General features: G+C 34.7%; 21 protein-coding genes. 10 read left to right on the top strand and 11 right to left on the bottom strand.

Translation table 11 applies throughout. The features are described from left to right. Positions 1–68 precede the first annotated feature (68 nt). The gene (locus ABEG63_RS07115; RefSeq protein WP_267404904.1) at positions 69–398 is read left to right on the top strand and encodes a 2Fe-2S iron-sulfur cluster-binding protein; all 330 of its coding nucleotides are present in this window, start codon (positions 69–71) and stop codon (positions 396–398) included. Positions 399–455: 57 nt separating this feature from the next. On the opposite strand, the gene ABEG63_RS07110 is transcribed toward ABEG63_RS07115, so the two are convergent. From ABEG63_RS07110 to ABEG63_RS07085, 6 genes are all read right to left on the bottom strand, one after another. Further along, positions 456–773: a type II toxin-antitoxin system RelE/ParE family toxin gene (locus ABEG63_RS07110; protein WP_346583943.1), complete on the bottom strand. Its 318-nt coding sequence runs from the start codon at positions 771–773 to the stop codon at positions 456–458. After that, on the bottom strand, positions 764–1,006 hold the full coding sequence (locus tag ABEG63_RS07105; protein ID WP_267404906.1) for a hypothetical protein: 243 nt from the start codon (positions 1,004–1,006) through the stop codon (positions 764–766). The genes ABEG63_RS07110 and ABEG63_RS07105 overlap by 10 nt, the downstream gene beginning before the upstream one ends. A 53-nt stretch (positions 1,007–1,059) precedes the next feature. After that, positions 1,060–1,641, bottom strand: coding sequence for a TIGR00730 family Rossman fold protein (locus ABEG63_RS07100; RefSeq protein ID WP_346583942.1), 582 nt, complete (start codon positions 1,639–1,641; stop codon positions 1,060–1,062). 212 nt (positions 1,642–1,853) lie between these two features. Then, a complete protein-coding gene (locus tag ABEG63_RS07095) occupies positions 1,854–3,299 on the bottom strand; it encodes an aminoacyl-histidine dipeptidase (protein WP_346583941.1) in 1,446 nt (481 codons plus the stop codon). A gap of 124 nt (positions 3,300–3,423) precedes the next feature. Continuing rightward, entirely contained in the window at positions 3,424–3,915 is a 492-nt protein-coding gene (locus tag ABEG63_RS07090; protein ID WP_346583940.1) for a hypothetical protein, read from the bottom strand. Positions 3,916–3,934: 19 nt separating this feature from the next. Beyond that, positions 3,935–4,540: a hypothetical protein gene (locus tag ABEG63_RS07085; protein ID WP_346583939.1), complete on the bottom strand. Its 606-nt coding sequence runs from the start codon at positions 4,538–4,540 to the stop codon at positions 3,935–3,937. Between the two features lie 176 nt (positions 4,541–4,716). Between ABEG63_RS07085 and recR the strand changes: the two genes are divergently transcribed. Genes recR through ABEG63_RS07060 form a run of 5 tightly spaced genes read left to right on the top strand, consistent with a single transcriptional unit; the run spans position 4,717 to position 9,490 of the window. Beyond that, positions 4,717–5,331, top strand: coding sequence for a recombination mediator RecR (recR, locus tag ABEG63_RS07080; RefSeq protein WP_346583938.1), 615 nt, complete (start codon positions 4,717–4,719; stop codon positions 5,329–5,331). 30 nt (positions 5,332–5,361) lie between these two features. Beyond that, complete coding sequence (locus ABEG63_RS07075) at positions 5,362–6,513, top strand: hypothetical protein (protein ID WP_346583937.1); 1,152 nt, start codon at positions 5,362–5,364, stop codon at positions 6,511–6,513. A gap of 3 nt (positions 6,514–6,516) precedes the next feature. Further along, on the top strand, positions 6,517–7,329 hold the full coding sequence (locus ABEG63_RS07070; protein ID WP_267404913.1) for a glycosyltransferase family A protein: 813 nt from the start codon (positions 6,517–6,519) through the stop codon (positions 7,327–7,329). Positions 7,330–7,331: 2 nt separating this feature from the next. Further along, complete coding sequence (locus ABEG63_RS07065; RefSeq protein ID WP_346583936.1) at positions 7,332–8,462, top strand: NAD-dependent epimerase/dehydratase family protein; 1,131 nt, start codon at positions 7,332–7,334, stop codon at positions 8,460–8,462. Next, complete coding sequence (locus ABEG63_RS07060; protein WP_346583935.1) at positions 8,459–9,490, top strand: hypothetical protein; 1,032 nt, start codon at positions 8,459–8,461, stop codon at positions 9,488–9,490. Before ABEG63_RS07065 ends, ABEG63_RS07060 begins: the two co-directional genes overlap by 4 nt. A 66-nt stretch (positions 9,491–9,556) precedes the next feature. Here ABEG63_RS07060 and secG read toward each other — a convergent pair whose 3' ends face one another. The 3 genes from secG to ABEG63_RS07045 all read right to left on the bottom strand — a co-directional run bounded on the left by secG (position 9,557) and on the right by ABEG63_RS07045 (position 13,427). Next, complete coding sequence (gene secG, locus ABEG63_RS07055; RefSeq protein WP_346583934.1) at positions 9,557–9,907, bottom strand: preprotein translocase subunit SecG; 351 nt, start codon at positions 9,905–9,907, stop codon at positions 9,557–9,559. Between the two features lie 123 nt (positions 9,908–10,030). Then, on the bottom strand, positions 10,031–12,064 hold the full coding sequence (locus ABEG63_RS07050) for a pitrilysin family protein (RefSeq protein WP_346583933.1): 2,034 nt from the start codon (positions 12,062–12,064) through the stop codon (positions 10,031–10,033). Between the two features lie 49 nt (positions 12,065–12,113). Then, the gene (locus ABEG63_RS07045) at positions 12,114–13,427 is read right to left on the bottom strand and encodes a pitrilysin family protein (RefSeq protein WP_267404919.1); all 1,314 of its coding nucleotides are present in this window, start codon (positions 13,425–13,427) and stop codon (positions 12,114–12,116) included. A gap of 176 nt (positions 13,428–13,603) precedes the next feature. On the opposite strand from ABEG63_RS07045, the gene ABEG63_RS07040 reads away from it, so the two are divergent. Together ABEG63_RS07040 and ABEG63_RS07035 are read left to right on the top strand one after the other, a co-directional pair. After that, on the top strand, positions 13,604–15,937 hold the full coding sequence (locus tag ABEG63_RS07040; protein WP_267404921.1) for a UvrD-helicase domain-containing protein: 2,334 nt from the start codon (positions 13,604–13,606) through the stop codon (positions 15,935–15,937). 293 nt (positions 15,938–16,230) lie between these two features. Next, positions 16,231–18,969 (top strand): TonB-dependent receptor, encoded by a 2,739-nt coding sequence (locus ABEG63_RS07035; RefSeq protein WP_346583932.1) that lies wholly within the window; start codon positions 16,231–16,233, stop codon positions 18,967–18,969. Between the two features lie 123 nt (positions 18,970–19,092). Here the strand turns inward: ABEG63_RS07035 and nagB are convergent, their stop codons facing one another. After that, the gene (nagB, locus tag ABEG63_RS07030; protein ID WP_346583931.1) at positions 19,093–21,012 is read right to left on the bottom strand and encodes a glucosamine-6-phosphate deaminase; all 1,920 of its coding nucleotides are present in this window, start codon (positions 21,010–21,012) and stop codon (positions 19,093–19,095) included. A 213-nt stretch (positions 21,013–21,225) separates the two neighbouring features. On the opposite strand from nagB, the gene ABEG63_RS07025 reads away from it, so the two are divergent. Further along, the gene (locus ABEG63_RS07025; protein ID WP_346584072.1) at positions 21,226–22,044 is read left to right on the top strand and encodes an alpha/beta hydrolase; all 819 of its coding nucleotides are present in this window, start codon (positions 21,226–21,228) and stop codon (positions 22,042–22,044) included. Between the two features lie 167 nt (positions 22,045–22,211). Continuing rightward, positions 22,212–22,973, top strand: coding sequence for a phospholipase D family protein (locus ABEG63_RS07020; RefSeq protein WP_346583930.1), 762 nt, complete (start codon positions 22,212–22,214; stop codon positions 22,971–22,973). Between the two features lie 259 nt (positions 22,974–23,232). Here ABEG63_RS07020 and ABEG63_RS07015 read toward each other — a convergent pair whose 3' ends face one another. Next, positions 23,233–25,074 carry a carbon starvation protein A gene (locus tag ABEG63_RS07015; RefSeq protein ID WP_346583929.1) on the bottom strand — a complete coding sequence of 614 codons (1,842 nt, stop codon included), beginning with the start codon at positions 25,072–25,074 and terminating at the stop codon, positions 23,233–23,235. Between the last annotated feature and the right edge of the window lie 92 nt (positions 25,075–25,166).

Here is a 25,166-nt window from a genome sequence, read left to right as displayed (position 1 = left end):
CGGTTGAAGGTGAGTAGTTAAGAATGACAAATGCCATCAACTACAAACAAATCAACAATCAACAAAAAATGAGCGATATAAATATAAAGATCACCGATAGGGAAGGGGTGACTCATGATGTGGTAGCACCTACGGATATGTCCATGAATTTAATGGAAATCATCCGTTCGTATGAATTGGCAGAAGAAGGAACTATCGGAGTGTGTGGAGGAATGGCAATGTGCGCGTCTTGTCAGGTTTACGTAATAAATGATCCAGGGCTTGAGCCAATGGGCGATGAAGAAGATGCAATGCTTGCTGAAGCTTTCCATGTAAAAGAGAACAGCAGATTGGGTTGCCAATTGCACATGGTGATGGAAATGGAAGGTCTTGAAGTAGAAATTGCTCCTTACCCTTAGAAAATTTTTAATTTAAAATATAAAACTCCTGAAGATTTTTCTTCGGGAGTTTTTTGTTTATAATGTTTCCTTTAATTTTGATGGATTTTGCCTTTTGTCAAAAATATTGGCAATAATGATTTTATTTGTTTCAAAGTTTATGTAATAAATTATTTTATAATTACTTGAAACTAAATATCTGAATTCATGTTTCCGTTCTGATAACAATTCTTCAACTTGTCCAGCTTTAGAATTCTCTTCTAAAATTAAGGTTTTATCAATAATTTTATTAATAATTTTCTTTGCAGTTTTTGCTCCGGCCTTAAATTTATAATATTGAAAAATATCATACAGTTTATTCTCTGCGAGCTGAGTCCAAAAGATATCTAATCCCACTGTTGGATCTTATTTTTTAAATCTTTTATATTAATTATTCTATCATTAGCTTCGTCATCAATGGCTTTATCAATTTCATCATTAAATTGATCTACAGACATTGGTTTTAAACTTTCATCAAAATTTTCAGACTTAATTTTGTGCAGTACATTTTCCAAAGCACTGATGATTTCTTCATTATCAATCCTTAAAAATTCTTGAACAAGCGATATTTTACGTGCTTCTAAATTCATAATTTTTAATATTTTATATCAAATTTAATGATTTTTAGATAAACTGTGTAATTTTAAATTTCCTTTTTCGAAATCCACTTTCCAACCGTCGGAGCTTCATAATTCCTCATCATATTCAATAATTCATCAATATCATTACTAATCAACAGCATATCTCGATTAATCTGCTTTAAGAATCCTTTATCAACCATCGTTTGAATCAGTTTAATCAAATCCTCATAAAATCCGTTGATATTCAAAACGGCGATTGGTTTTTTATGAAGCCCGAGTTGGGCCCAAGTGATCATTTCGAAAAGCTCCTCCAACGTTCCGTAACCTCCAGGAAGAACAATTACACCGTCGCAAAGTTCATGCATTTTGGTTTTTCTTTCGTGCATGGTTTCAACCAAAATCAATTCAGTCAGCTGTTTGTGAGCAATTTCTTTTGATTGTAAAAAATGGGGGAGAACTCCAATTACTTTTCCGCCGGCATTCAAAGCGCCGTTAGCAACAGTCCCCATTAAGCCCGTTGCCGCCCCTCCATAAACCAATTGAATATTTTGCTTTGCTAAAGTTTGTCCCAACAAAGTTGCCTGTTCTTTATAGATTTCGTCCGAACCAAAACTTGATCCGCAGAATACTGTAATACTTTTCATTGTTAAATTTTTACATTTTGTTTGGATGCTTCGACCAGCTCAGCATGACACCCCTATAAATTTACCGTTTAATAAAACGATTTGTATTAGAGATGTCATGCTGAGCTGGTCGAAGCATTTTTATTTCAATTGAATTAAATATATTTAGATTAAAGCTAAAAATCTCCAAAATCAAAACGACTTTGGAGATTCAATATAGCAATTTTACAATTTTATTTTTGAGGAATATTTGCTAAAATATCTTTCGTAAATGCCCAGAATTTCTGAGTGGAAGAAATATTCGCTTTTTCATCCGGAGAGTGCGCTCCACGAATCGTTGGTCCGAAACTTACCATTTCCATTTCAGGATAATTCGCTCCGATGATTCCACATTCTAAACCTGCGTGACAAGCTACAACATTAGGTTTTTCGTTAAACTTTTCAGTGTAGATTTTCTCCATCAGCTGAACAATTTCAGAACCTGGTTTTGGTTTCCAACCTGGATAGGAACCACTGAAAACTGTATTCATTCCAGCCAATTCTGCAACAGATTTCAATTGTTCCGCAACTGAATCTTTTGATGAATCTACCGATGATCTTGAAAGATTTAAAATTTTCAAACCACCTTCTTTTAATTCAACTCTTGCAACATTATTTGAAGATTCTACCAAATCTTTTACATCCGGGCTCATTCTGTAAACCCCATTGTGAAGAGATTTTAACGTCAAAATAATTTTCTTTGAATCTGCTTCAGAAATAGCTTTATCAGAAGACGTTGCATTTTCAATATTGATTTGAAGATTTGGCTCTACGCTTGCAAATTCTTCTAAAATTTCCTTTTTAAGACTATTAGTCACTTCTTCGATAAATTCCTGAGCATTTCTCACAGAAGCAATAGCAACACCTTCTCTCGGAATCGCGTTTCTCAATCCACCTCCGTCAATAGAAATTAGTTGGATGTTTTCTTTTTCCAATGCTTTATAAAGAAGTCTTCCTAAGATTACATTCGCATTTCCGAAACCTTTGTGGATATCCATTCCGGAGTGTCCACCTTGAAGACCTTTCACTTCAAATCTTACAACTTGTCCGTTAGCAGCTTCTGTTTCGTAGTTTTGAGAAATCGTAACATCAATTCCACCTGCACAACCGATATCGATTTCATCATCTTCTTCGGTGTCAAGATTTAACAAAATTTGACCAGTTAATTGTCCAGGTTTTAAACCTAAAGCTCCTGTCATTCCCGTTTCTTCATCAATAGTGAAAAGTGCCTCCAAATCTGGATGAGGAATGTCTGAACTTTCTAAGATTGACATGATCGTAGCAACGCCCAAACCGTTATCTGCGCCCAAAGTGGTTCCTTTTGCCTTTACCCAGTCGCCATCAACTTCCATTTTAATTCCTTCTGTTTCAAAATCAAAATTTACATCATTGTTTTTCTGGCAAACCATATCTAAATGCGATTGCATCACAATCGATTTACGGTTTTCCATTCCCGCAGTAGCTGGTTTTTTAATAATTACGTTTCCTACTTCATCTACCGTAGTTTCCAATCCTAGATTTTCACCGAATTCTTTGATGAAAGCAATTACTTTTTCTTCTTTTTTTGATGGTCTCGGAACAGCATTTAACTTGGAAAAATTCTTCCAGATTATTTGCGGTTCTATATTAGATAGCTCCATGAAATTTTTATTTTTCTCAAAATTACGAAATAAAAAATGCTTCCGTAAACAGAAGCACTCTTTTTTGTTATGATAAAACGGTTTAAAGCGAATTAGCTTAATTTTTTCCGTTTCTTTACTTAATTTAACAACCACATTCGCCGTAAATAGGCATTGTTTCCACTGTGCCATCAGGTTTTTCGATGGTAAGTGTACCTTCAAATAATAAAGCTTCTTCACCCTTTATTTTCCTGCCTTTTACAGAGATTTTATAGTCTTCATTTTCAATTTCTTTTGTTAAGACTTCATCAACTTCCATGTCGCTGGATGAGATCAGATTCATTACCAATCTTTTACCGTCCAATTTCATATAAGCTGTTTTTCCTGCATCGTCTGCATAAATGTATTTTTCGTTTTCAAAATCAGCTTTATTTCTGGCGAAATAGCAAGAACATTCTTTAATTTCAGTCGGAAAATCAAAAGTTTCAACTAAAATTTTTTCGGAAGAGTTTTTTACATTGGCAGAATCCTGAACTACTTTTACTGAATCTGAAACTGCAGATCCCAAAGTGGCTTCTTTGTCTTTTTTACAGGCGACTAATAAGAACGCCGAAATGAAAATGATTACGTATTTCATTGTTTGTGGTTTATTTTATTTATCCTCTTGCTCTTTCCAAGAGAGTCATCATCAATAATGAAAGAATGACGATACTTTCGTCTTCATCATCAATATCAATTAATCTGTCAAGCTGAAATCTTCTTCCAAAGAAAGACGGCATTTTTTTTAGTTTAAAATAAGCTTTTCCATCCATTCCTGTAATTGTGTAAGAAGGATTTAGGAAATATCCTGTAAACATCCCGATAATTGGGATTTCACCTACCATTCCGTCAAAAAATCTTACCCAGGCATTGTCTTCCTGAATTTTGAATTTTGGCTGATCGGCGGCATCCAAAATATCGTAGCTTGCTTTCCAGATAGAACGCATTCCTTTTCTTGCCAATCTTCCGTAGCTTTTTCCTGTCTGTACTTCGTTTAAAGAATAAGAAGCATTAAAATCGATCCATTTATTGGCTCTGATTCTGAAAAGTTCTTTCGATTTGCTTTCGTCATTGAAAACGATAACGTCTTCTTTTAGTTTAAACATTTTCTGACGAACGTAAGCCACGTAATTTCCGTTTTTATCTGTGATGTTGAAATCACTTGCTAATGTGGAAATTTTGAATTTGAAATCTAACGGGTAGTTTAGATTGTTAAGTACCATTGTTTATTTTTTCAAGTTAATATTTAGTTTTCCAAAGATAATATTTTTAATTTAAGATAAGAAGCCTGAAAAAGGGATAAATATGTCTTTTTTGATGTGAAATTCTTTTTAATTTGTTAATTTAAACTGAAAACTATCACCTTAGAATTATCAACAATAATCACTATTTTTGTCTGATGGATTACCCAAGTAAAGTTTTGGCAAAAGCAGTGGATGAAATTTCCGGATTACCCGGAATTGGCAGAAAAACGGCTTTACGTTTAGCATTGCATTTATTGAAACAGCCTAATTCCCGCGCGACGAGCTTGGGAAATTCTCTGATCAATCTTGTAAATGAAATAAAATATTGCAAAGAATGCCATAATTTCTCAGATTTTGAAATTTGTGAGATTTGTAGTAATGATAAAAGAAATGACGAGGTAATCTGCATCGTAGAGGATGTTCGTGATGTAATTGCAATCGAAAATACCGGAAAATATACCGGAAAATATCTTATTCTTGGCGGTAAAATTTCGCCTATGGAAGGAATCGGACCTCACCAGTTGAATATACCGAGTATTGAAAAAAAATTAAACAGCGGAAGGGTAAAAGAACTCATTTTTGCTCTCAGTGCAACGATGGAAGGAGATACTACAGCTTATTATATTTATAAGAAATTCAAGAGTTTTAACGTAAATTTTTCAAGTATTGCAAGAGGAATTTCTGTAGGCGATGAATTGGAGTATGCGGATGAGGTTTCGTTGGGAAGATCGATTGTTAATAGGTTGCCGTATAGTGAAAGTGGTGCGTGATAATTTTGAATTAAACTAATAACGATTATTTTGAAGATTTCATCCCATCATATTTTAAATAATTTAGGTAAATATTATCCTTTTATAATTTATCTTTTTATCAATACTTTTTTTATTTTGAAATATGGTGAAAAGTATAATATTCCTATACTGACTGCCTTTTTTATTGGTATTTTGGCTATTGTCAACTTTTATAATAAGATCAATTGCAAAGAGTCTGTTTATAAAATTTTATTTTGGATTTTACTGAGTGTTTTTTTTATTGGGAGTGTTGGTATCAATTATTTTATAGACGGAAAATCTCTGAATGTCGATCGATGGGACGCTATGGAAATCGGGATCAGGGCTATTTTTAATAATGAATATCCTTATGCAGTCAAGGATTATATGGGAAGAGAATCTTCTAATTTACCTTTTTTGATTATTCTCGGAATGCCTTTTTATCTTCTTTTTGGAAGTGTTGGTTACTTACAGTCTTTTTGTTTTCTCTTACTTTCTTATTTAATCTTTAAAATTTTTAAGGAATATAAACAGAGGTTGGTCATTTTAATTTTACTGACTATTTCTCCAAGTTATTTGTGGGAAATCTATACGAAGAGTGACTTATTTTCAAATTTTATTATTCTCGTTGGTTTTATCTATTTGATCTGGAAAAATTTTATTGAAAAGAAAAATTTTAAAATAAGTACGGTTGCTATATTAACTTCATTGATGATTTTGACCCGTTTTTCAGTAATAATTCCGTTGATATTTCTCTTATTTAAACCTTTTTTTAAATTTTCTGTTAAAGATAAACTTCTATTTATCACAAGTTTATTAATTACTATTTCTGGAGTTTTATACTTGTTTTTTCATCAGGCAGATAGCTTCGATTTAATGATAAAACATAATCCGTTTATTCTGCAAGGAGGAAAACAACCGATGATAATAAGTGTATTTTACATCATAATAGCCATTATTTTATCTTTTAAAGTAAAATCTTTTCAGCATATTATTTTGTGGGGAGGAGGGTTGTTGTTTATTTGTATTTTGTTACCCTTTTTATACTTTATGATAATTCTGGGATATGATGATTTGATAATTAATTCTAATTTTGATCTCAGTTTTTTCAATATGTCAATGCCATTTATGATTATTGCAATGGGGTTGACGTTTTTTAAAAGTCAAAAACCTCAAACATAACAAATGATTTCCGTAATTATTCCGATATATAATGCCGAAAGAACAATTGTAAATGCTTTAAATTCTATTAAAGCGCAGACAATTGGTGTGAATGAATTTGAAGTGATTGTTGTTAATGACGGTTCTTCAGATGAAAGTGAAAATATTGTAAAAACATACGTGAAAGAAAATCCTGAAATGAATTTACAATTAATCAATCAGGAAAATGGAGGTGTTTCTAAGGCAAGAAATATAGGTTTGAAACATTCAAAAGGTGAACTTGTAGCTTTACTGGATTCTGATGATGAATGGCATTCAGATAAAATAGAAAAACAATTAAATTATTTAAATAATAAAAATTTAGACATTGATTTTTTAGCGTCAAGAAGAAATAATCATAAAATACTTTTACCTTACGAAGTTGTTAATAATTTGGCAGAAATAACGTTTAGTAAATTATTGATAAGAAATGAAGCCCAGCCTTCTACTGTAATTTTTAAACGAAAAGTTATAGCAAATACAGGTTTTTTCAATGATGATCAACGATATGCTGAAGATGTAAACTATTGGATGAAAATTTCCAGAAATAATAAAATGTATATTTTGGATGAAAGTTTGGTGATTGCAGGTGGCGGAAAACGAACTTTTGGCGTTTCTGGTTTGTCAGCCAATTTAAAAGAAATGAAGAATGGTTATAAACGAAATTTGAAAGAAATGTACGCTTTGAAATATTTAAGTTTACCTCAATATACTTTTTATCATTTTTTTTACAAGGCAAAATATCTACTTTTGTTGTTCAGACAATTTTGTTATAATTTAAACACAAAGAAAAACTAATAATGAAAGTACTTATCACAGGAGGAGCGGGTTTTATCGGGAGTAAGCTTTCTTTAGAGTTGAAAAATAAAGGCTACGAAATAACGGTTTTAGATAATCTGTCTCCACAAATTCATGGTGAATATCCGGACATAACTTCCCCTTTGTTTAAAAGTATCAAGGATAAGGTTAATTTTATAAAAGGTGATGTTATTCATGCTGATGATTGGCGAAAAGCTATTGAAAATCAGGATGTAATTATTCATTTGGCTGCAGAAACAGGAACGGGCCAATCTATGTACCGAATAGAAAGATATACCGAAGTGAATGTTTCGGGAACTTCTAAAATGCTTGATATTCTTGTAAATGAACCCAATTCTGTGAAAAAAATTGTTGTAGCATCTTCAAGAGCAATCTATGGTGAAGGAAAATATAGACATCCTGTATTAGGTGAAGTTTTTCCAAATTCCAGAAAAGCAAAAGATATGGAAATTGGAGATTTCGAGATGAGATCTGCTGATGGAGAATTACTTTCTTCCCTTCCAACCGATGAAGATTCGAAAATTCATCCGGTATCTATCTACGGGATTACTAAGCAAAGCCAAGAGCAAATGGTGATGACAGCTTGTTCGTCCATCGGGATTGCAGCTGTTTCGTTGAGATTTCAAAATGTATATGGCGAAGGGCAATCTCTTTTAAACCCTTACACAGGTATTCTTTCTATCTTTTCATCACAAATTCTTAATGATAATGATATTAATGTTTTTGAAGACGGAAAAGAATCGCGAGACTTTATTCATGTAGACGATGCTGTAGATGCGATCATAAAATCAATTGAAAATGAAGCCGCAAATGATGAGGTTTTCAATGTAGGAACCGGTGTTCAAACAACAGTTATTGAAATTGCAGAATATCTGCGTAAACTTTATAAAAAGAACGTTGGAATTACTATTTCCGGGCAGTTCAGAATTGGAGATATCAGACATAATTTTGCAGACATCAGTAAGATTCAGTCAAAATTAAATTTTGAACCTAAAATATCTCTGGAAGAAGGACTTTCCAGATTTACCAATTGGGTTTTACAACAGGATATTCAGGATGTAAAACTTCAGGAATCACTTGAAGAAATGAAACGTAAAGGTCTTTTGAAATGATAAATCTCAAAGGTAAAAAGATTCTTTTTTTAGCAGTAAGTTTTTTTCAGTACGAAAAAGCGATTGCCAAAAGACTTTCTGAGCTTGGCGCTGAGATAGATTTTTATGATGAAAGACCTTCTAATTCTAATTTTACAAAAGGAATCATTCGTTTTAATAAAAATCTTTATCAATCGGTTATTAATCATTATTATGCTAAAATTATCAATGATATTCAGCATAAGAAATATGATTATTTTCTTTTAATAAAGGGGGAAGCTGTTCCCACTTATTTTCTTGAAAAAATAAAGGCACTTAATCCTGAAATGGAAATGGTGTATTATAATTTTGATCCTTTAAAAGAGTATCCTACACTTATTTCTAACTTAAAGTATTTCGATAAAAAGTTTACTTTTGAAAGAAATGATTCGGTAACCTATAATTTAAGTTTCAGACCATTATTTTATCTTGATGAGTATAAAAATTTAAATCAAAATACTCAATCTTCGGAATATGATATTATTTTTATCGGGAGTGCCCATACAGATAGATATATTGTTGGTGAAAAAGTGAAAACGATTGCTAATCAATTAAAATTAAGATCATTTTTCTATTACTATGCGCTGGGCAGAATTGCTTTTAGATTGAGAAAATTAATGGATAAAAATCTAAAACAATTCGATAATAAAAAACTTAGCTTTGATAAATTAAGCCATCAGCAAATTATTGATTATTATAAGAAAACAAAATCGGTGCTTGATATCAATAAACCTTTTCAGAATGGTTTAACCATACGTACTTTTGAGGTTTTGGCATCCGGAAGAAAATTAGTAACAACTAATGTTGATATTAAAAATTATCCTTTTTATAATCCTAAAAATATTTTAGTGATCAACAGGGAAAATTTACAACTCGATCAGTCTTTTTTTAATTCAGAATTTGAAAAGATGGATGAAAAAACATTATATATGATGTCCTTAGATTCTTTTATAGAATGTTTATTTATGAAAGATCAAAATGAATATTGGAATTCTTTTGTGAAAGGATAGAGGATAGAAGATAAAAAACAAAAGCAACTCAAACGAGTTGCTTTTTTGTATATAATATTTTATTATTTATTTAGCTGGAGCTGCCGGAGTTTGAGCCGGAGTCGTTGTAGAAGCTGGAGCAGTAGATTTTGCAGGAGCTTCCGTTTTTACAGGTTGAGGTGCTGAAGGAGCTGCAACTGATGGTTTTCCGGTGATTACAACACTTAAAAGAATAAGAACGATAATTGTTCCTCCTAGAGTCCATGTTGCTTTTTCCATGAAATCATTGGTTCTTTGTACTCCGAACTGTGCAGAAGATGCACCTCCAAAAGTACTTGAAAGACCTCCACCTTTTGGGTTTTGAGCCATAACAACGATTACCAGTAAAATGCTGGCGATCATAATAAGAACCATCAATAGTGTAAATATAGTATCCATTAATTTTGATATCTTTTTGAATGGGCAAATTTAATCTTTTTTTACCGAATAGCAAAAAAAGATTGTGGTAAAAATAAAAACGACAACAATTGTTGCCGTTTTTTATATAAAATAAGGCTGTTCTTATTTAAAATCAGAATCTTTAGCCTGGTTTAAAACGTAAGATTTTACGGCTAGATTAATATCCATTCCACCCATATTCTGGATGATTGTAAATGGAAGTTTAACACCGGAAACATCTTTGTAATCTGCATAGCTTGTAGGGATAGAACCTCCTTCGCCAGCTTTTACTTCACCCGTTTTCAAACCTGTAGCTACACTGTAATAATAAGTTACTTTATCACCTTTCACTACGTAAGAATCTTCATTGTTGTACTTTTCGATTCCTCCTAGTTTCAATGTAGAATTTTTAGCAAAACCTAATTCTGGGAAAAGTTCTGTTTCTTTAGACATTTCAGCTTTTTGCTTATCGTCAAGCGTTTTCTTTTGTCCCTGAGCTTCCATATAACCGTCTTTTCCGTCAAAAACAATTTTCTGGATTGTGTTGCCCATCATGCTGATGTTCATCGCCATCTTTCCTCCTTTAGCCTGAGTCATTTTCATCGCCATATCCATTCCCTGAACTTTAGTTGTTGCTTCGGTAGAAATAGAAGTGATTTTCTGAACTGCTGCAGCACCTCCGATAGCGTTGATGTATTTATCAGCAACAGAACCTAACGTTACATTAGCATCTACTTTTTGAGCTGTTGGTTTTGCTACAGGATTCGCATCTTTATCATAATATTTTACAGGATAACCTAGTTTTTCCAATCCTTCAGAAATATCAGATGCTTTACCAGCGATGAAAATTCTGCTTTGGTTTGGTAAAATAGTCGCTTTTACAGCGTTGGTTACATCTGCAGAAGTTACTTTATCAATAGATTTCAAATAGTTTGTATAGAAATCAGAAGGTAAATCCTGAACTTTTTGGTTTAAAGCAAATCTTGCAATGTTTTCAGGTTTTTCTAAAGACATGATGAAAGCACCTTTCAGTTTAGCTTTTGCATTTGCCAATTCTTCAGGTTTTACTGTAGAAATTGCATTCAATTCATTCATGAATTCCTTTACAGCTTTATCCGTCACTTCGTTTCTTACACTTGCTTCAGCAGAGAATTCCGGAGAATATTTGCTCGCTGTCATGCTTGAGTAAGCACCATAAGTAAAGCCATTTTTCTCACGAAGATTCATGAAAAGTCTAGCTTCACCACCACCTCCAAGAATGTAGTTGGCGATTGTTGCAGGGAAGTAATTGGCGTCTTTCATTTTAAGCGTGTTCAGGTTGTTTAATGAAACAACAGATTGTACCGCAGAAGGAACGTCAACTACATTAATTTCAGTTTTAGCAACATTAGAAGCCGGCTCAAGCTGAGTAGCTGGTGTGTTTGCCTTTTTCCATCCGTTAAATGCTTTTTCAACCAATGGTTTTACCTGGTCAAACTTTACATCTCCAACAATTACTAAATAAGCATTGTCTGGAGCGTAATATTTTTTGTAAATATTTTGAACATCGGCTAACTGAATTTTGTTGATCGATTCAACCGTTTCAAACTCACCTCTTGCTGTATTTTTTCCGTACATCAAAGCATTAGAAACTCTTGAAGCAATGGCAGACGCACTTTTTTCATTGGTTTTTAAGCCTTCAATGGCTCTTTCTTTAGAATTTTGAATTTCTTCAGCAGAAAATTTAGGATTAGCAATCGCATCAGCCATTAAATTTAATACCTCAGGGAAATATTTTGAAAGTGAATTAGCAAAAGCACCTCCGGAGCTGAAATTTAGGTTCGCTCCCAAATAATCAACCTTACTGTTGAAAGCATCTTTGCTCATGTTGGTCGTTCCGTTTTCGAACTGTTCTGCCATGATTTGGCTAACCCCCGTTACATTTCCTTCATGATAAGGAGCTCTGTCCATTGTAAGGGTAGCACTTACTCTTGGCAATTTGTTGTTTTCTACAACCATTACCGTAAGGCCGTTGCTTAGCTGGAAAGTTTTTGGTTTCGCAATGTTAATCGCTGGGGTTGGTCCCGCTTTCGGCATTGCATTAATATCTATTTTTTGTGCAGAGATCATTCCGGTAAAGAAAAATGCTGCAGCTATATATGTTAATTGTTTTTTCATTTGTAAAAAATTGTTTTTGATAATCATTATTCAACCTAAAATTCAGAAATTACTTCTTTTCAGGAACGTAGTTAATGATTACTCTTTGGTTAGGATTAAGATATTTTTTAGCCGCATTTTGAAGATCTTCTCTGGTGATCGATCTGTAGATGTCTATTTCTTTGTTGATAAGGTTGGTATCGCCCATCAATACGTGGTTGGTAGCCAATGAAGCCGCGATTCCCTGAATGCTGGAATTGGCGTTTACAAACTGGTTTTCAAATTTATTTTGAAGCTTTTGATAATCGTCCTGAGAAATTAAAGTCGTCTGAAGCTTTTTAATTTCAGCATCAATATCTGTTTGAAGTGTTTGTTTTGATGTTTGCCCCATCGGGATGGCAAAGAATGCAAAAATACCGTAATCTTCAAGACCTTGGTTGAAAGCAGCTACTTCCAGTGCTTTTTTCTCCTGATCTACCAATTTTTTATATAAAACTGAAGATTTTCCGCTGCTTAAATACGTAGAAAGCATATCTAAAATATAAGCATCTTTTTCTTTGTTTCCTGGAGTTCTGTAAGCGAAAATATACGCAGGAAGCTGAATATTCGGGTCTGTAGCCGTCACTTCTTTTTCCTGAGTAATAGGCGCATCTTTAGGGAAATCTTTTGGATAAACTGTGCCTTTAGGAATAGCTCCGTAATAATCCTGAATCCATTTTTTGGTCTGCTCCGGTTTAATATCTCCCGCAACTACTAAAGTAGCGTTGTTCGGAACATAGAATTTTTTGTAGAAAGCTTGAAACTCGTCTAATTTTGCTGAGTTCAAATCTTCCATAGACCCAATCGTAGGCCAGTTGTATGGATGATTCGTGAATAAATTTTTCTGAATTGTGGAGAATAAATTACCATAAGGCTGGTTATCCATTCTCAATCTTTTTTCTTCTTTTACAACCTCTCTCTGCGTATCTACACCAATTTGATTGATTACCGCATGACGCATTCTTTCAGATTCCATCCAAAGTCCTAATTGCTCGTTGTTGGAAGGAAAAGTTTCGTAATAATATGTTCTATCGTTCGTTGTATTGGCATTGTTTTGTCCTCCGTTTGATGAAACGATTTTAAACCAATCACCTCTTTTGATGTTCGGAGTTCCTTCAAATAAAAGGTGCTCAAAGAAGTGAGCAAAACCTGTTCTTCCTTTTACTTCATCCTTTGCTCCAACGTGGTACATTACTCCTGTAGTAACTACCGGCGCAGAATTGTCCTGATGAAGAATTACGTGTAACCCGTTTGGAAGATCATATTCTTCGAATTTGATTTGCTGAGCATTCAAAGCCATTCCGAAGAAAGCAACTGCAGCAGCAGAAATAAGTCGTTTTTTCATAAAATAGAAATTGTTTGCTAATTAGTGTGAATAATGTATTATTTGTTACACAGAATTGATGTTTTTTTATTCCTAAATCTTAGTTGAATGATGAGTATAAATTTTCTATCGACATCTAAAATTTGAATTCTCCATAGAATACACTAATTTTGTGTTCCTAAATTTTTTTTTGCAGCATGGAGGATTACTTGAAAGGACTGAATGAATCACAATTTGAAGCCGTTACCACATTACAGGGGCCATTAATGGTGCTTGCGGGAGCCGGTTCCGGGAAAACACGTGTTTTAACGATGCGTATTGCTCATTTAATTACAAACGGTATCGACCCTTTCAATATTCTGGCACTTACCTTTACCAACAAGGCAGCAAAAGAAATGAAGGAACGTATTGCAAAAGTGGTAGGGCAAAGCAATGCAAGAAGCCTTTGGATGGGAACTTTTCACTCTGTCTTTGCAAGAATTCTGAGAAGTGAGGCGCATTATTTAGGCTATCCTTCCAATTTTACCATTTACGATCAGCAGGATGCTTTGAATGTCATCAAAAAAGTGTTGAAAGACATGAATATTGATGCTGATTTGTATAAACCTAAAAAAGTTCAGGCAAGAATTTCGACTTATAAAAATAATCTGATCACGGTAAAAGCGTATTACAACAATCCCGAATTAATGGAAGCTGATGAAAAAGCCAATATGAAATTCATCGGACAGATTTATCAAAAATATGTTGAGCAGTGTTTCAAAAACGGTTCCATGGATTTTGATGATCTGTTGTTGAAAACCAATGAATTACTGACGCGTTTTCCGGAAGTTTTAGCCAAATATCAGGACAGATTCAGATATATTTTGGTAGATGAGTACCAGGATACGAACCACTCGCAGTATTTAATTGTAAAAGCATTAGCTTCAAAATTCGAAAATATTTGTGTGGTAGGAGACGATGCACAGTCCATTTACTCTTTCCGTGGCGCAAATATTTATAATATCCTCAACTTTAAAAAAGATTATCCTGATGCTGTTACGGTTTCGCTGGAGCAAAACTACCGTTCTACACAGAATATCGTAAACGCAGCCAATGTAGTAATCGCCAAAAACCTTCAGCAGTTTAAGAAAAATGTTTTCAGTGAAAATGAAGAAGGCGAAAAGATAAAGGTATATCGCTCAATGTCTGATGCAGATGAAGCCAATTTCGTTGCCGGAAATATTTGGGAAATCAGAAATCGTGAGCAGAGAAAGTACAGCGATTTTGCAATTTTATACAGAACAAACTCTCAGACTCGTGCTTTTGAAGATGCGTTGAGACGTAAAAATATTCCGTACAAAGTGTATGGAGGTTTATCTTTTTACCAAAGAAAAGAGGTTAAAGATTTAATCGGATACCTGCGTCTTTTGGTGAACGAAAATGATTCTGAAGCTTTAATGAGGATCATTAATTATCCTACAAGAGGAATTGGTGAGACAACGCAGAATAAACTGATTGTTTTTGCAGATTCTCAAAACCTACCAGTTTCTAAAGTATTGGATAGCCTTCCAATTTACGCTCCACAGTTAGGTTTTAATAATGGAGTTTTAAATAAATTGAATGATTTCTGGTCGATGATTAAAGCGTTTCAGGTATTATTAAAAACTGAAACGGCTTATAATGTAGCGATGGAAGTGGCAAAGCGAAGTGGTTTAATCAAATTTTTAAAAGACGACCAGACGCCGGAAGGTATTTCCCGTGTTGAAAACGTTCAGGAATTGATGAACTCTATGCAGGGTTTCATTGAAGAACAGATGCAGCTGGAAGATGGAGACCCAAGTTTACCGAATTTCCTTGAAAACATCGCACTTTCTGCAGATACTCAGAAGAAAGATGACGAAGATGATATGGTTTCTTTAATGACGATTCACCTTTCAAAAGGGCTTGAGTTTCCGGTTGTGAATCTAGTTGGTTTGGAAGAAAATCTTTTCCCGAGTTTCATGAGTTCCACAACCAGAGAAGATTTGGAAGAAGAAAGACGTTTGTTCTATGTGGCTTTAACGAGAGCTGAAAAACAGGTCTTTTTCTCTTATGCTGTTTCTCGTTTTCAGTGGGGAAAAATTACGGATGCAGAGCCCTCAAGATTTTTAAGTGAAATTGATGAACAATATATTGAATTTGTAAATCCTGCAATTGAGAAGCGTTTTATTAACAATTCAGGAGTTAAGTCTAATATTTTCGACGAACATCCTTCCGAAATGAGAAGCTTCAAAAAAGTAGAAAAGAAGACCATTGAAAGAGGTGAAAACTCTAAACCGATTGCAGAACCTAGAAAATTAAAACCCGTCGGAACCGCAAAAATTATCAATCCAAGCGGAGCTTCTTCGCAGGATATTATTGTGGGAGACAGAGTTCGTCATGACAGATTCGGGATTGGTGAAGTCACTTTCCTTGATGGAACAGATCCTCAGAATATCAAGGCTAAAGTTTTTTTCCAGCATGAAGGCGAAAAAAATCTTATCTTAAAATTCGCGAAACTTACCAAGATTTAACATGATTTTGAAATTTGGCTGGAAGGCGGAAGCTAGAAGTTCATTGAGTTCTTCATTTACTATATGATAATAGAATTCAAAGAAAAGCAAAGGGAAAGTTTTGATTTTTTATGCTCTTGCATACCTCCATCTTCTGACTCCTAGCTTCTAACCGCTAAATTTTTCTTAAAAATAGAATTAAACTATTAACATTTTTTATAATTTATTAGTCTATTAATTTTGTAGACTTATAAATATGCTTTACATTTGTCCACTTAAAAAAATACAAATCAATTAATTTAACAGGAAAGTGTATGCTCAATAGAAAGACAGTTTTTTCGGCTTCAGTCTTATTTTTCTTAGGAACTTATGCCTATGCTCAGGAAAAAGAACCTGTGCAAAAAGATACGGTGAAGACGGCCAATGTAGAAGAAGTGGTAATTTTAGGTTCACGAGGCGGAGCAAGGTCTAAGACAGACAGCCCGGTTCCTGTGGATGTTTTCAATCTTAAAGAATCTTCGGTAGTTTTACCTCAAACCAATATTTCTCAAATTTTAAATGCGGTAGCGCCTTCGTTTACTTCAACCATTCAGACCAATGCAGATGGTACGGATCATTTGGATCCTGCTCAACTTCGTGGTTTGGGACCGGACCAGGTATTGGTTTTGGTGAATGGTAAAAGACGTCATACCTCGGCATTAGTGAATGTAAATGGTTCGCCAGGAAGAGGAACAGTGGGAACAGATTTGAACGCAATTCCTTCTTTTGCACTGAATAGAATTGAAGTTTTAAGAGATGGAGCTTCTGCTCAGTATGGTTCTGATGCGATTGCCGGAGTGATCAATTTAGAATTGAAAAGAGATACCGGAAAATTGGCAGGACAGGTTTCTTATGGTGGAAATCTTACGCCCACAGCGAATGATCACACGGGAGATTTTGACGGTCAGAATATTCAGGTTGATTTAAATTACGGAAATAAAATTGGAAAAAAAGGTGGTTTTTATAATATTACTTGGACGTCTCAATTCAGAAATCCAACATATAGAGCAGGAACAGAAAGCGGAACTATTTTCAATGCCTATAATGCCATTGAAAAACGTGCTTTAAATGATGGTGTAAATCTTTCTTCATTGTTTACCAACATCAATACCACTCCCAATTCTTCCCAATTGGTCAATTATATTCATCAATATGCGCAGGGAGTAGATTATTTTTCTTCAGCTTTTCAAAGTCAGATTCAGGGAGCGAATACCATTTCTGCTTTACAGGGACTTTTAACGCAGGATGTAACGAATCAGGAATTAGACGCAAGAGGATTGACGAGAAAAGACTTCAATATGCAGGTAGGGCAATCTAAATTGAATAACCATCAGCTTTTTGCCAATATTGAAATCCCAATTAATGATAACTGGAAGGTGTATACTTTTGGAGGATACAGTTTCAGAAGTGGAACTTCAGGCGGCTTTTACAGAAGACCCAATCAAAGCCGCACATTTACGGGACAGTATATCAACGGATATTTACCACAAATCGGAACAGATATTCAGGATTTATCGCTGTCTGCAGGAATTAAAGGAGATTGGAATGGTTGGAATGTAGATTTCAGCAATACATTCGGACAAAACTCTTTTGATTATAATATACAAAATACAGGAAATACTTCGTTGAGGTTTAATTCTCCGAATGAATTTGATGCAGGAGGTTTACGTTTTTCTCAAAATACCATTAATTTAGATTTCTCCAAAAAATACGATGTTTGGAGCGGAATTAACGTGGCATTTGGAGCCGAGCACCGTTATGAAAATTTTAAAATTACGGCGGGGGAAGAAGCTTCGTATTCAACCTATGATGTCAACGGAAATATTTGGGACGGTACAGCCGGGACAAGACCAACAGATTTCTTCGGAAATGTTTTAGCGGGGAGCTCTCAGGTTTTTGCAGGTTTCAGACCTGAAAATGCAGTGAACAAAAACAGACAATCCGTTGCAGGATATGCTGATGTTGAATTAAACTTTACCGATGGGTTGTTGGTAGATGCTGCAGCCAGATATGAAAATTATTCAGATTTCGGGTCTACATTTAACTATAAATTAGCTTCCAGAATTAAACTAGCAGATAATTTAAACTTCAGATTTGCAGGTTCTACAGGTTTCAGAGCGCCTTCTATTCATCAGATTTATTATAATGTAACTTCTACGTTATTTACCAATAATCAGTTATTGGAAGTTGGTACTTTTAGCAATGATTCAAAAATTACAGGATTATTGGGAATTCCTAAATTAAAACAGGAAACATCAAAATCTGTAAGTGCAGGATTAACCTATAGAATTCCAGCCGCAAGTATTACGGTAACGGCAGATGGGTATTTTACAAGAATTAATGACAGAGTAATTCTCACCGATCAGTTTACCAGAGCGAATGTTCCTACAGCAGCTCAGGAGGCTTTTGATGCAGCTGGCGTAAATGCAGGACAATTTTTTGCAAATGCGATTGACACGGAGACAAAAGGTTTAGATGTTGTCATAGCTCATAATACACGGTTTTCAGGAGTTAAATTGGATAACAGTTTTGCGATTAATTTAAACCAGACCAGAAGAGTAGGAGGCATTCATTCTTCGGGATTATTGCAGTCTTCAAATTTGGAGAGTACATTCTTCTCTGAAAAATCAAGAGTGTATCTAGAAGAAGCGGTTCCGCGTGTAAAAGCGAGTTTATCTCATAATCTAGCTTGGAGAGGTGCAACTTTTTATCTTAGAAATACCTACTTTGGAAAAGTAACCGGAGCAGATATCATTGATGCCAATGGAGACGGGATAGTAGGAGCTAACGAGCATCAGCAGATCACTGCAAAAATTATTACAGATGTTTCGGTAGCTTATCAGTTTACAAAAAATGTTGGTCTTACGCTTGGGGTTAATAATCTTTTTGATATTTATCCAACGAAAAATTTACCGGCTTCTACAAATAACGATCAGTTTATCTATTCGCGTTCTACATCGCAGTTTGGACAAAACGGAAGATATGTCTTTTCAAGACTGAACTTTAATTTTTAAACATGTTTTAAAAATTTCTTCGGAACGGATTCAAATTTATTTGAATCCGTTTTGTTTTATAAAAAAGCCTGCTTCCAAAAAAAGAAACAGGCTAAAAAATTAAAAATTGTTATACATTCATCATTAAAACTTCCAACGTACAAAGGCTTCCATTGCTTCATATTCTGCCAGACCAAGTTTATCATAAGCTTTCGCTGTTTCCCGATTCCTGTCTTCGGCGCGTTGCCAAAATTCTCTGGAATCATCTCCCGGAAAAACGGCTTTATCTTTCTGACTTTGATGTTTAAAAATGGCCTGTTTTTTACGTTCCAATTCTTTTGGACTTATCGGAACTGCCATTTCAATTTCATGAGTTTCAAATTCATGCCATGCGCCGCGATACATCCACAACCAGCAATCTTTTGGCCAGTCTTCGGTTTTTCGTAATTCTTTTAAAGCTTCTAAAATAATATTAAAACAAACCAAATGCGTTCCGTGTGGATCTTCAAAATCACCTGCCGCAAAAACCTGATGAGGTTTAATTTTCTTCATTAAATCCATCGTTAATTCAACATCTTTCTGAGTATCTGAATTTTTTTGATATTTTCGAATTTCATAAAACGGTAACGACTGAAAATGAATATGTTCGTCATCCAAACCGCAATATCTCGCGCCGGCAATAGCTTCTCCTTTCCGAATTAATCCTTTAATAGTTTGAATTTCGGGAGTATCTGTTTCATTGGGTTGCTTTTTACTGAAAAAAGTCCGCATATCCTGATAAAGCGTTTTCAGTTTAGCATTATCAATTCCCATTTTTTCAGTGAAATCGATATTGAATTCAACAAAGCGAAGAACATCATCATCCCAAACGGCCGTATTTCCAGACGTTTGATACGCCACATGCACATCATGTTTTTGATCGACCAAACGTATAAATGTTCCGCCCATCGAGATCACATCATCATCGGGATGAGGTGAAAATATAATTACTCTTTTCTTCGCTGGTTCGGCTCTTTCCGGTCGTTGAGAATCATCGGCGTTCGGTTTTCCGCCGGGCCAACCGGTAATGGTATGTTGAAGTTTATTAAAAATCTGAATATTAATATTATAAACGGGACCTTTTTCAGTCGCCAACTGTGCCATTCCATTGTTATTGTAATCGTCTTCGGTCAGTTTTAAAACAGGTTTATCTAATGTATTGGCTAACCAAATAACCGCTTTGTGAATCAAATCATCCGTCCAGATACAATCTTTTACAAGCCAAGGGGTATCAAATCGTGTAAGCTCAGAAGCGGCATCCTGATCCAAAATAAATTCCACATTATTAGAAAGTTGAAGATACGTTGCAGGAACTTCACCCGAAATATTTCCTTCCACGGCTTTTTTGATGATGGAAGCTTTTTTACGGCTCCAGGCCATGAGAATAATTTCTTTAGCCTTAAAAATAGTTCCAATTCCCATGGTGATTGCTTTTGTGGGAACAAAGCTTTTTCCACCGAAATCTTTCGCGGCATCTCTTATTGTCAGATCATCCAATGTTACTAATCGCGTTCCGGAATTGGGCGCAGAACCCGGTTCATTAAAACCAATATGTCCTGTTCTTCCGATTCCTAAAATCTGAATATCCAAACCGCCTAAACGTTCAATTTTCTTTTCGTATTCAAGGCAAAAAGATGGAATTTCTTCTAATGTTAAGGTGCCGTCTGGAATATGAATATTTTCTTTTTCAATATCAATATGATTGAAAAGATTTTCATTCATAAAAGTGACATAACTTTGAACTGCATTCGGCTGCATGGGGTAATATTCATCCAGATTAAAGGTAATTACATTCTTAAAACTTAAACCTTCTTCTTTATGGAGTCTTACTAATTCTGCATAAACCAAAACAGGTGTTGCCCCGGTTGCTAATCCTAAGACGGCAAAAGTATTTTCAGATTGTTTTTTTTGGATAATGGATGCAATTCTGTGCGCAATAGTAATGGATGCGATTTTATTAGTTTCGAAAACGCTCACTGGAAGTTTTTCAAAGCGAGTCTCTTCAAGTAAATTGAGTTTTATCATTGTGTTTATGTTTTATTGTGTAAATATAAATAGATATGGTTGAATATTAAATAATTAATTGATGTATTTTAATTTAAATTAATAATTATTGGTGAAGTATTTGATTTCATTAAAAAATTAAATAATTCAAATTCTGATTTAGATAAAATTTAATTATTTCTCAAATTGAGACAATGTGAAATTCGTATATTTAGGCTTTAAAAAGTTTTTATGATGCGTAAAATTTTGATTATTTTCATTGTAACTATATTTTCTATTCCTATATTTTCTCAGGAATATCGTTTAGAGAATAATATTCATTACTATGATGAACAAACCAATAAATCGGATGCTTACATTAATGAACGATGTGTTTTAGATATTTATATTCCGAAAAATATTAAAAACTTCCCGACTGTAATTTGGTTTCACGGTGGAGGTTTGACAGGCGGGCAAAAAGAAATTCCTGAACAGTTAAAGAACAAAGGAGTTGCTGTGATCGGTGTAAATTACAGACTTTCTCCAAAAGTAAATGCTCCGAAATATATTGAAGATGCGGCCGCTGCTTCAGCTTGGGTTTTTAAGAATATTAAAAATTATGGAGGTGATAATAATAAAATCTTTATTTCCGGACATTCGGCGGGAGGATATTTGGCAATAATGGTTGGTTTGAACAAAATGTATTTAGAAAAGTACGGAATTGATGCAAATAAATTGGCTGGAATTATTCCTTTCAGCGGACAGATGGTTTCACATTTTACAGCAAGAAAAGAAAAAGGAATTGATGAATTGGATGCTAGAATTGATGATTTTGCACCGCTTCATTTTATCAGAGCCGATGCCCCACCTTTATTGTTAATCACAGGCGATCGCGAAAAAGAATTGTTGGGGAGATACGAAGAAAACGCTTACATGGCACGAATGATGAAACTGAAAGGTCATAAAGAAACGACTTTATATGAACTTCAGGGCTTTGATCACGGTGGAATGGCGCACCCTGCATTTCCGTTATTGCTCAACGAAATCAAAAGAATTGAGAAGCTGAAAAAGTAAATGTTGAATTGCTTGAAGTTGGAAGAGGGAAGTTTGATGTCAAAAAATGTGCATATCATTTTTAAACCTCCAGCTTCCTTCTTCTAACTTCCAGCCCAATAATTTTGCAAAGTTTTTTTATTTTTATTTCTTTGATGTGAAAATAAAATTGATTTCGAACGATGGGTATGTTTTACAACAATGCGGTTTGCGATATTTATATAGGAAAAGGTGCTGGTGGGAAAATGATGCAAGACATCAGAAATGCACAAAAAAATGTGAAAATTGTTTCGCCTTATCTTTCTCCTTTTTTAATTAAAGAACTGATTCATCTTCATTCAAGAGGAATTAAAATCAGGCTTATCACCAGCGATGAAATCGAAGATTTTTATGGGCATGACAAGAATATTCATAAGTTAATCATTCAACACAGACATACCGATGAGAAAGCAAAAGAGACAAGAGATAATCTTAAAAGTTTATCCGGAACATTGCTTTTTGCGATGATTGGTTTAGGCATAGTTTTGCTTCCTTTAATGTACCTTTTAAACAATTTTAAGTTCGCGTATGGTTTTGCAGTTGTTATTTTACTATTTCTGATCAGAGATTCTGTCGTTAAAAAAATCAGGAGGACAAAAGTGTTTCATTATACTTATAAACAGCTTTTTCCTTTCAAGGTTTTTGTTTCACCCAATAGCAGCAATTCTTCCAATAAAACTTTTATTCACAGTAAAATATATATTATTGATGATGAAGTTGCGTATCTCGGCTCACTCAATTTTACAGGAAGTGGTGTAAAGGATAATCACGAAACAAGAATCCGGACTACTGATCCGGAGGCTGTGGCAAAAATCATTGAAGAAATGAAAGAGATTTATTTCCATTCCAATTTACCGGAAAGGGATATTCAGTTTTGGGGAAGCCAGTTGTATGAGGAACCGATGAATTAGTTATTGGTTGATGGTTTCTAGTTGATAGTGATTTAGATAGATATGTCTAAATTTTTATTGGGAGCTTTATCCTGCTTTCCACTGTATCTTTTCGGTTACGGGCTTCGCTTCGCTGCGCCCGCAACCAAAAAGGATGCCGTTACAATCAGGGCTAGGGGAGTTGTCGACTATTCAAATTTTATAAAAAAATATAGACAGACTTCGTATTCAAGAAGATCAATCAACCATCAACCACTAACTAATAACCATCAACCAAAAACTATCTCTCGACAAGTTCTTTCACCGATTCTCCGTAGAAATCAATTTCAGTTTTATCAATTTTTAAAAGCTGATACCATTTTCTAAAAGCTCTTATGAAGACGATCAGCATTAATACCATTGCAACAACGGCTAATATTGCCAATAAATACTGTTCTTTCGGAATGTAAATCGTCATCACCTGAATGTAACCTGCCCAAAAAGTAATGATTGCCATAAAAATCCCTGGAATGGCTGAACATAAGGCGTATTTTCCTCTATTCAAACGAATCAGCATGGTGGTACAGACAATCAGTCCGCACGCTGCCAACAGTTGATTACTAATTCCGAATAATGGCCAGATGCTGCTTACATTTCCTGTAAAAACCAAATATCCCCAGGCGAAAGTGAAAAGAAGGCTGCTGATGATAATTCCAGGCATCCAATTTTTATCATTAAATTTTGGAATAACGGAACCTAACATTTCCTGAAGGAAAAATCTTCCCACCCTCGTTCCGGCGTCAATCGCAGTCAGAATAAACACTGCTTCAAACATAATGGCGAAGTTATACCAATAGGCCATTAACTGATCCATGTAAGGGATTTTATTGAAAATATGAGCCATTCCAACAGCTAAGGAAACGGCTCCTCCTGTTCTTCCGTGAAGGTCAATGCCGATCTTTTGAGAAAAATAATCTATATCAACACCATGTAAGGATGGATGAGCAGCAAGAAAAGCATCATAAGAATCTTTCGGCGTATTGATGGCAAAATAATCACCCGGCATTAAGGTACAAGCCGCAATCAAAGCCATTAAAGCTACAAAACCTTCTACCAGCATCGCTCCGTAGCCCACAAAAAGAATTTCTCTTTCTCTGTTCAGCATTTTTGGAGTGGTACCCGTCGCAATAACCGCATGAAATCCAGAAATCGCTCCACAGGCAATTACAATAAATATAAAAGGTAAAACCGGACCGCCAATGACCGGACCACCACCGTTTACAAATTGTGTTAAAGCCGGCATTTGAACGGTTGGATGGATCACGATAACTCCAATCGCCAACATAATAATAGTCCCGATTTTTAGATAAGTTGAAAGATAATCTCTCGGAACCAAAAGCAACCAAACCGGTAAAACTGAAGCCAAAAATCCATACAAAGGAATGGCAATGGAAATCGTTGTAATATCCCATGAAAAGAGATTGTTCATGGTTTCATTCTGCATCAGATTATGTCCGCCGATAATTCCTGCAATCAATAAAATTCCACCCAAAATACTCGCAAAAGTCACTGAATTTTTTCGGTAACGCATAATTAATCCCATAATAATGGCAATCGGCATCGTAATCACAACGGTAAATAATGACCAAGAAGCTTCGTGCATTGCATTGATACAGGCAAGCGACAATCCAGCAAGGGTAAGAATCAAGATAAATAAAATGGCAAAACCCGCTACCGTTCCTGTTGTTTTCCCGATTTCTTTGGAAGCAATCGTTGCTAGACTTTGTCCTTTATGACGAACCGAAGCGAAGAGAACAACCATATCATGCACACCGCCTCCCAAAACACAGCCTATTAAAATCCATAAAGCTCCCGGAAGATAACCGAATTGGGCTGCTAAAACAGGGCCAACCAGAGGCCCTGCCGCCGCAATAGCGGCAAAATGATGACCAAAAAGTACATTTTTATTGGTCGCCACATAATCTTTTCCATCGGCAAATTCTACCGCGGGAGTGGTATGGCTGTCATTTAGTTTTAATACTTTATTTGCCATGAAAATTCCGTAGAAACGATAAGCAATAGCGAAGATAAGCACTGAAACAAATACCAGCGTAAGTGCGTTGATGTTATTTAGGAAATCCATATCAGTTAAGTTTTTTATAAGTAAATAATTAAATTTTTTATTTGTTTTGATTTAAATAATTTAAACAAAAGCCAAGTTAATTAATTTAGATA

The organism is Chryseobacterium sp. C39-AII1 (genome assembly GCF_039672645.1).
GTDB lineage: Bacteria > Bacteroidota > Bacteroidia > Flavobacteriales > Weeksellaceae > Chryseobacterium.
The sequence above is the reverse complement of the archived record's forward strand: the minus strand, read 5'-3'. Positions and strand labels throughout refer to the sequence as shown.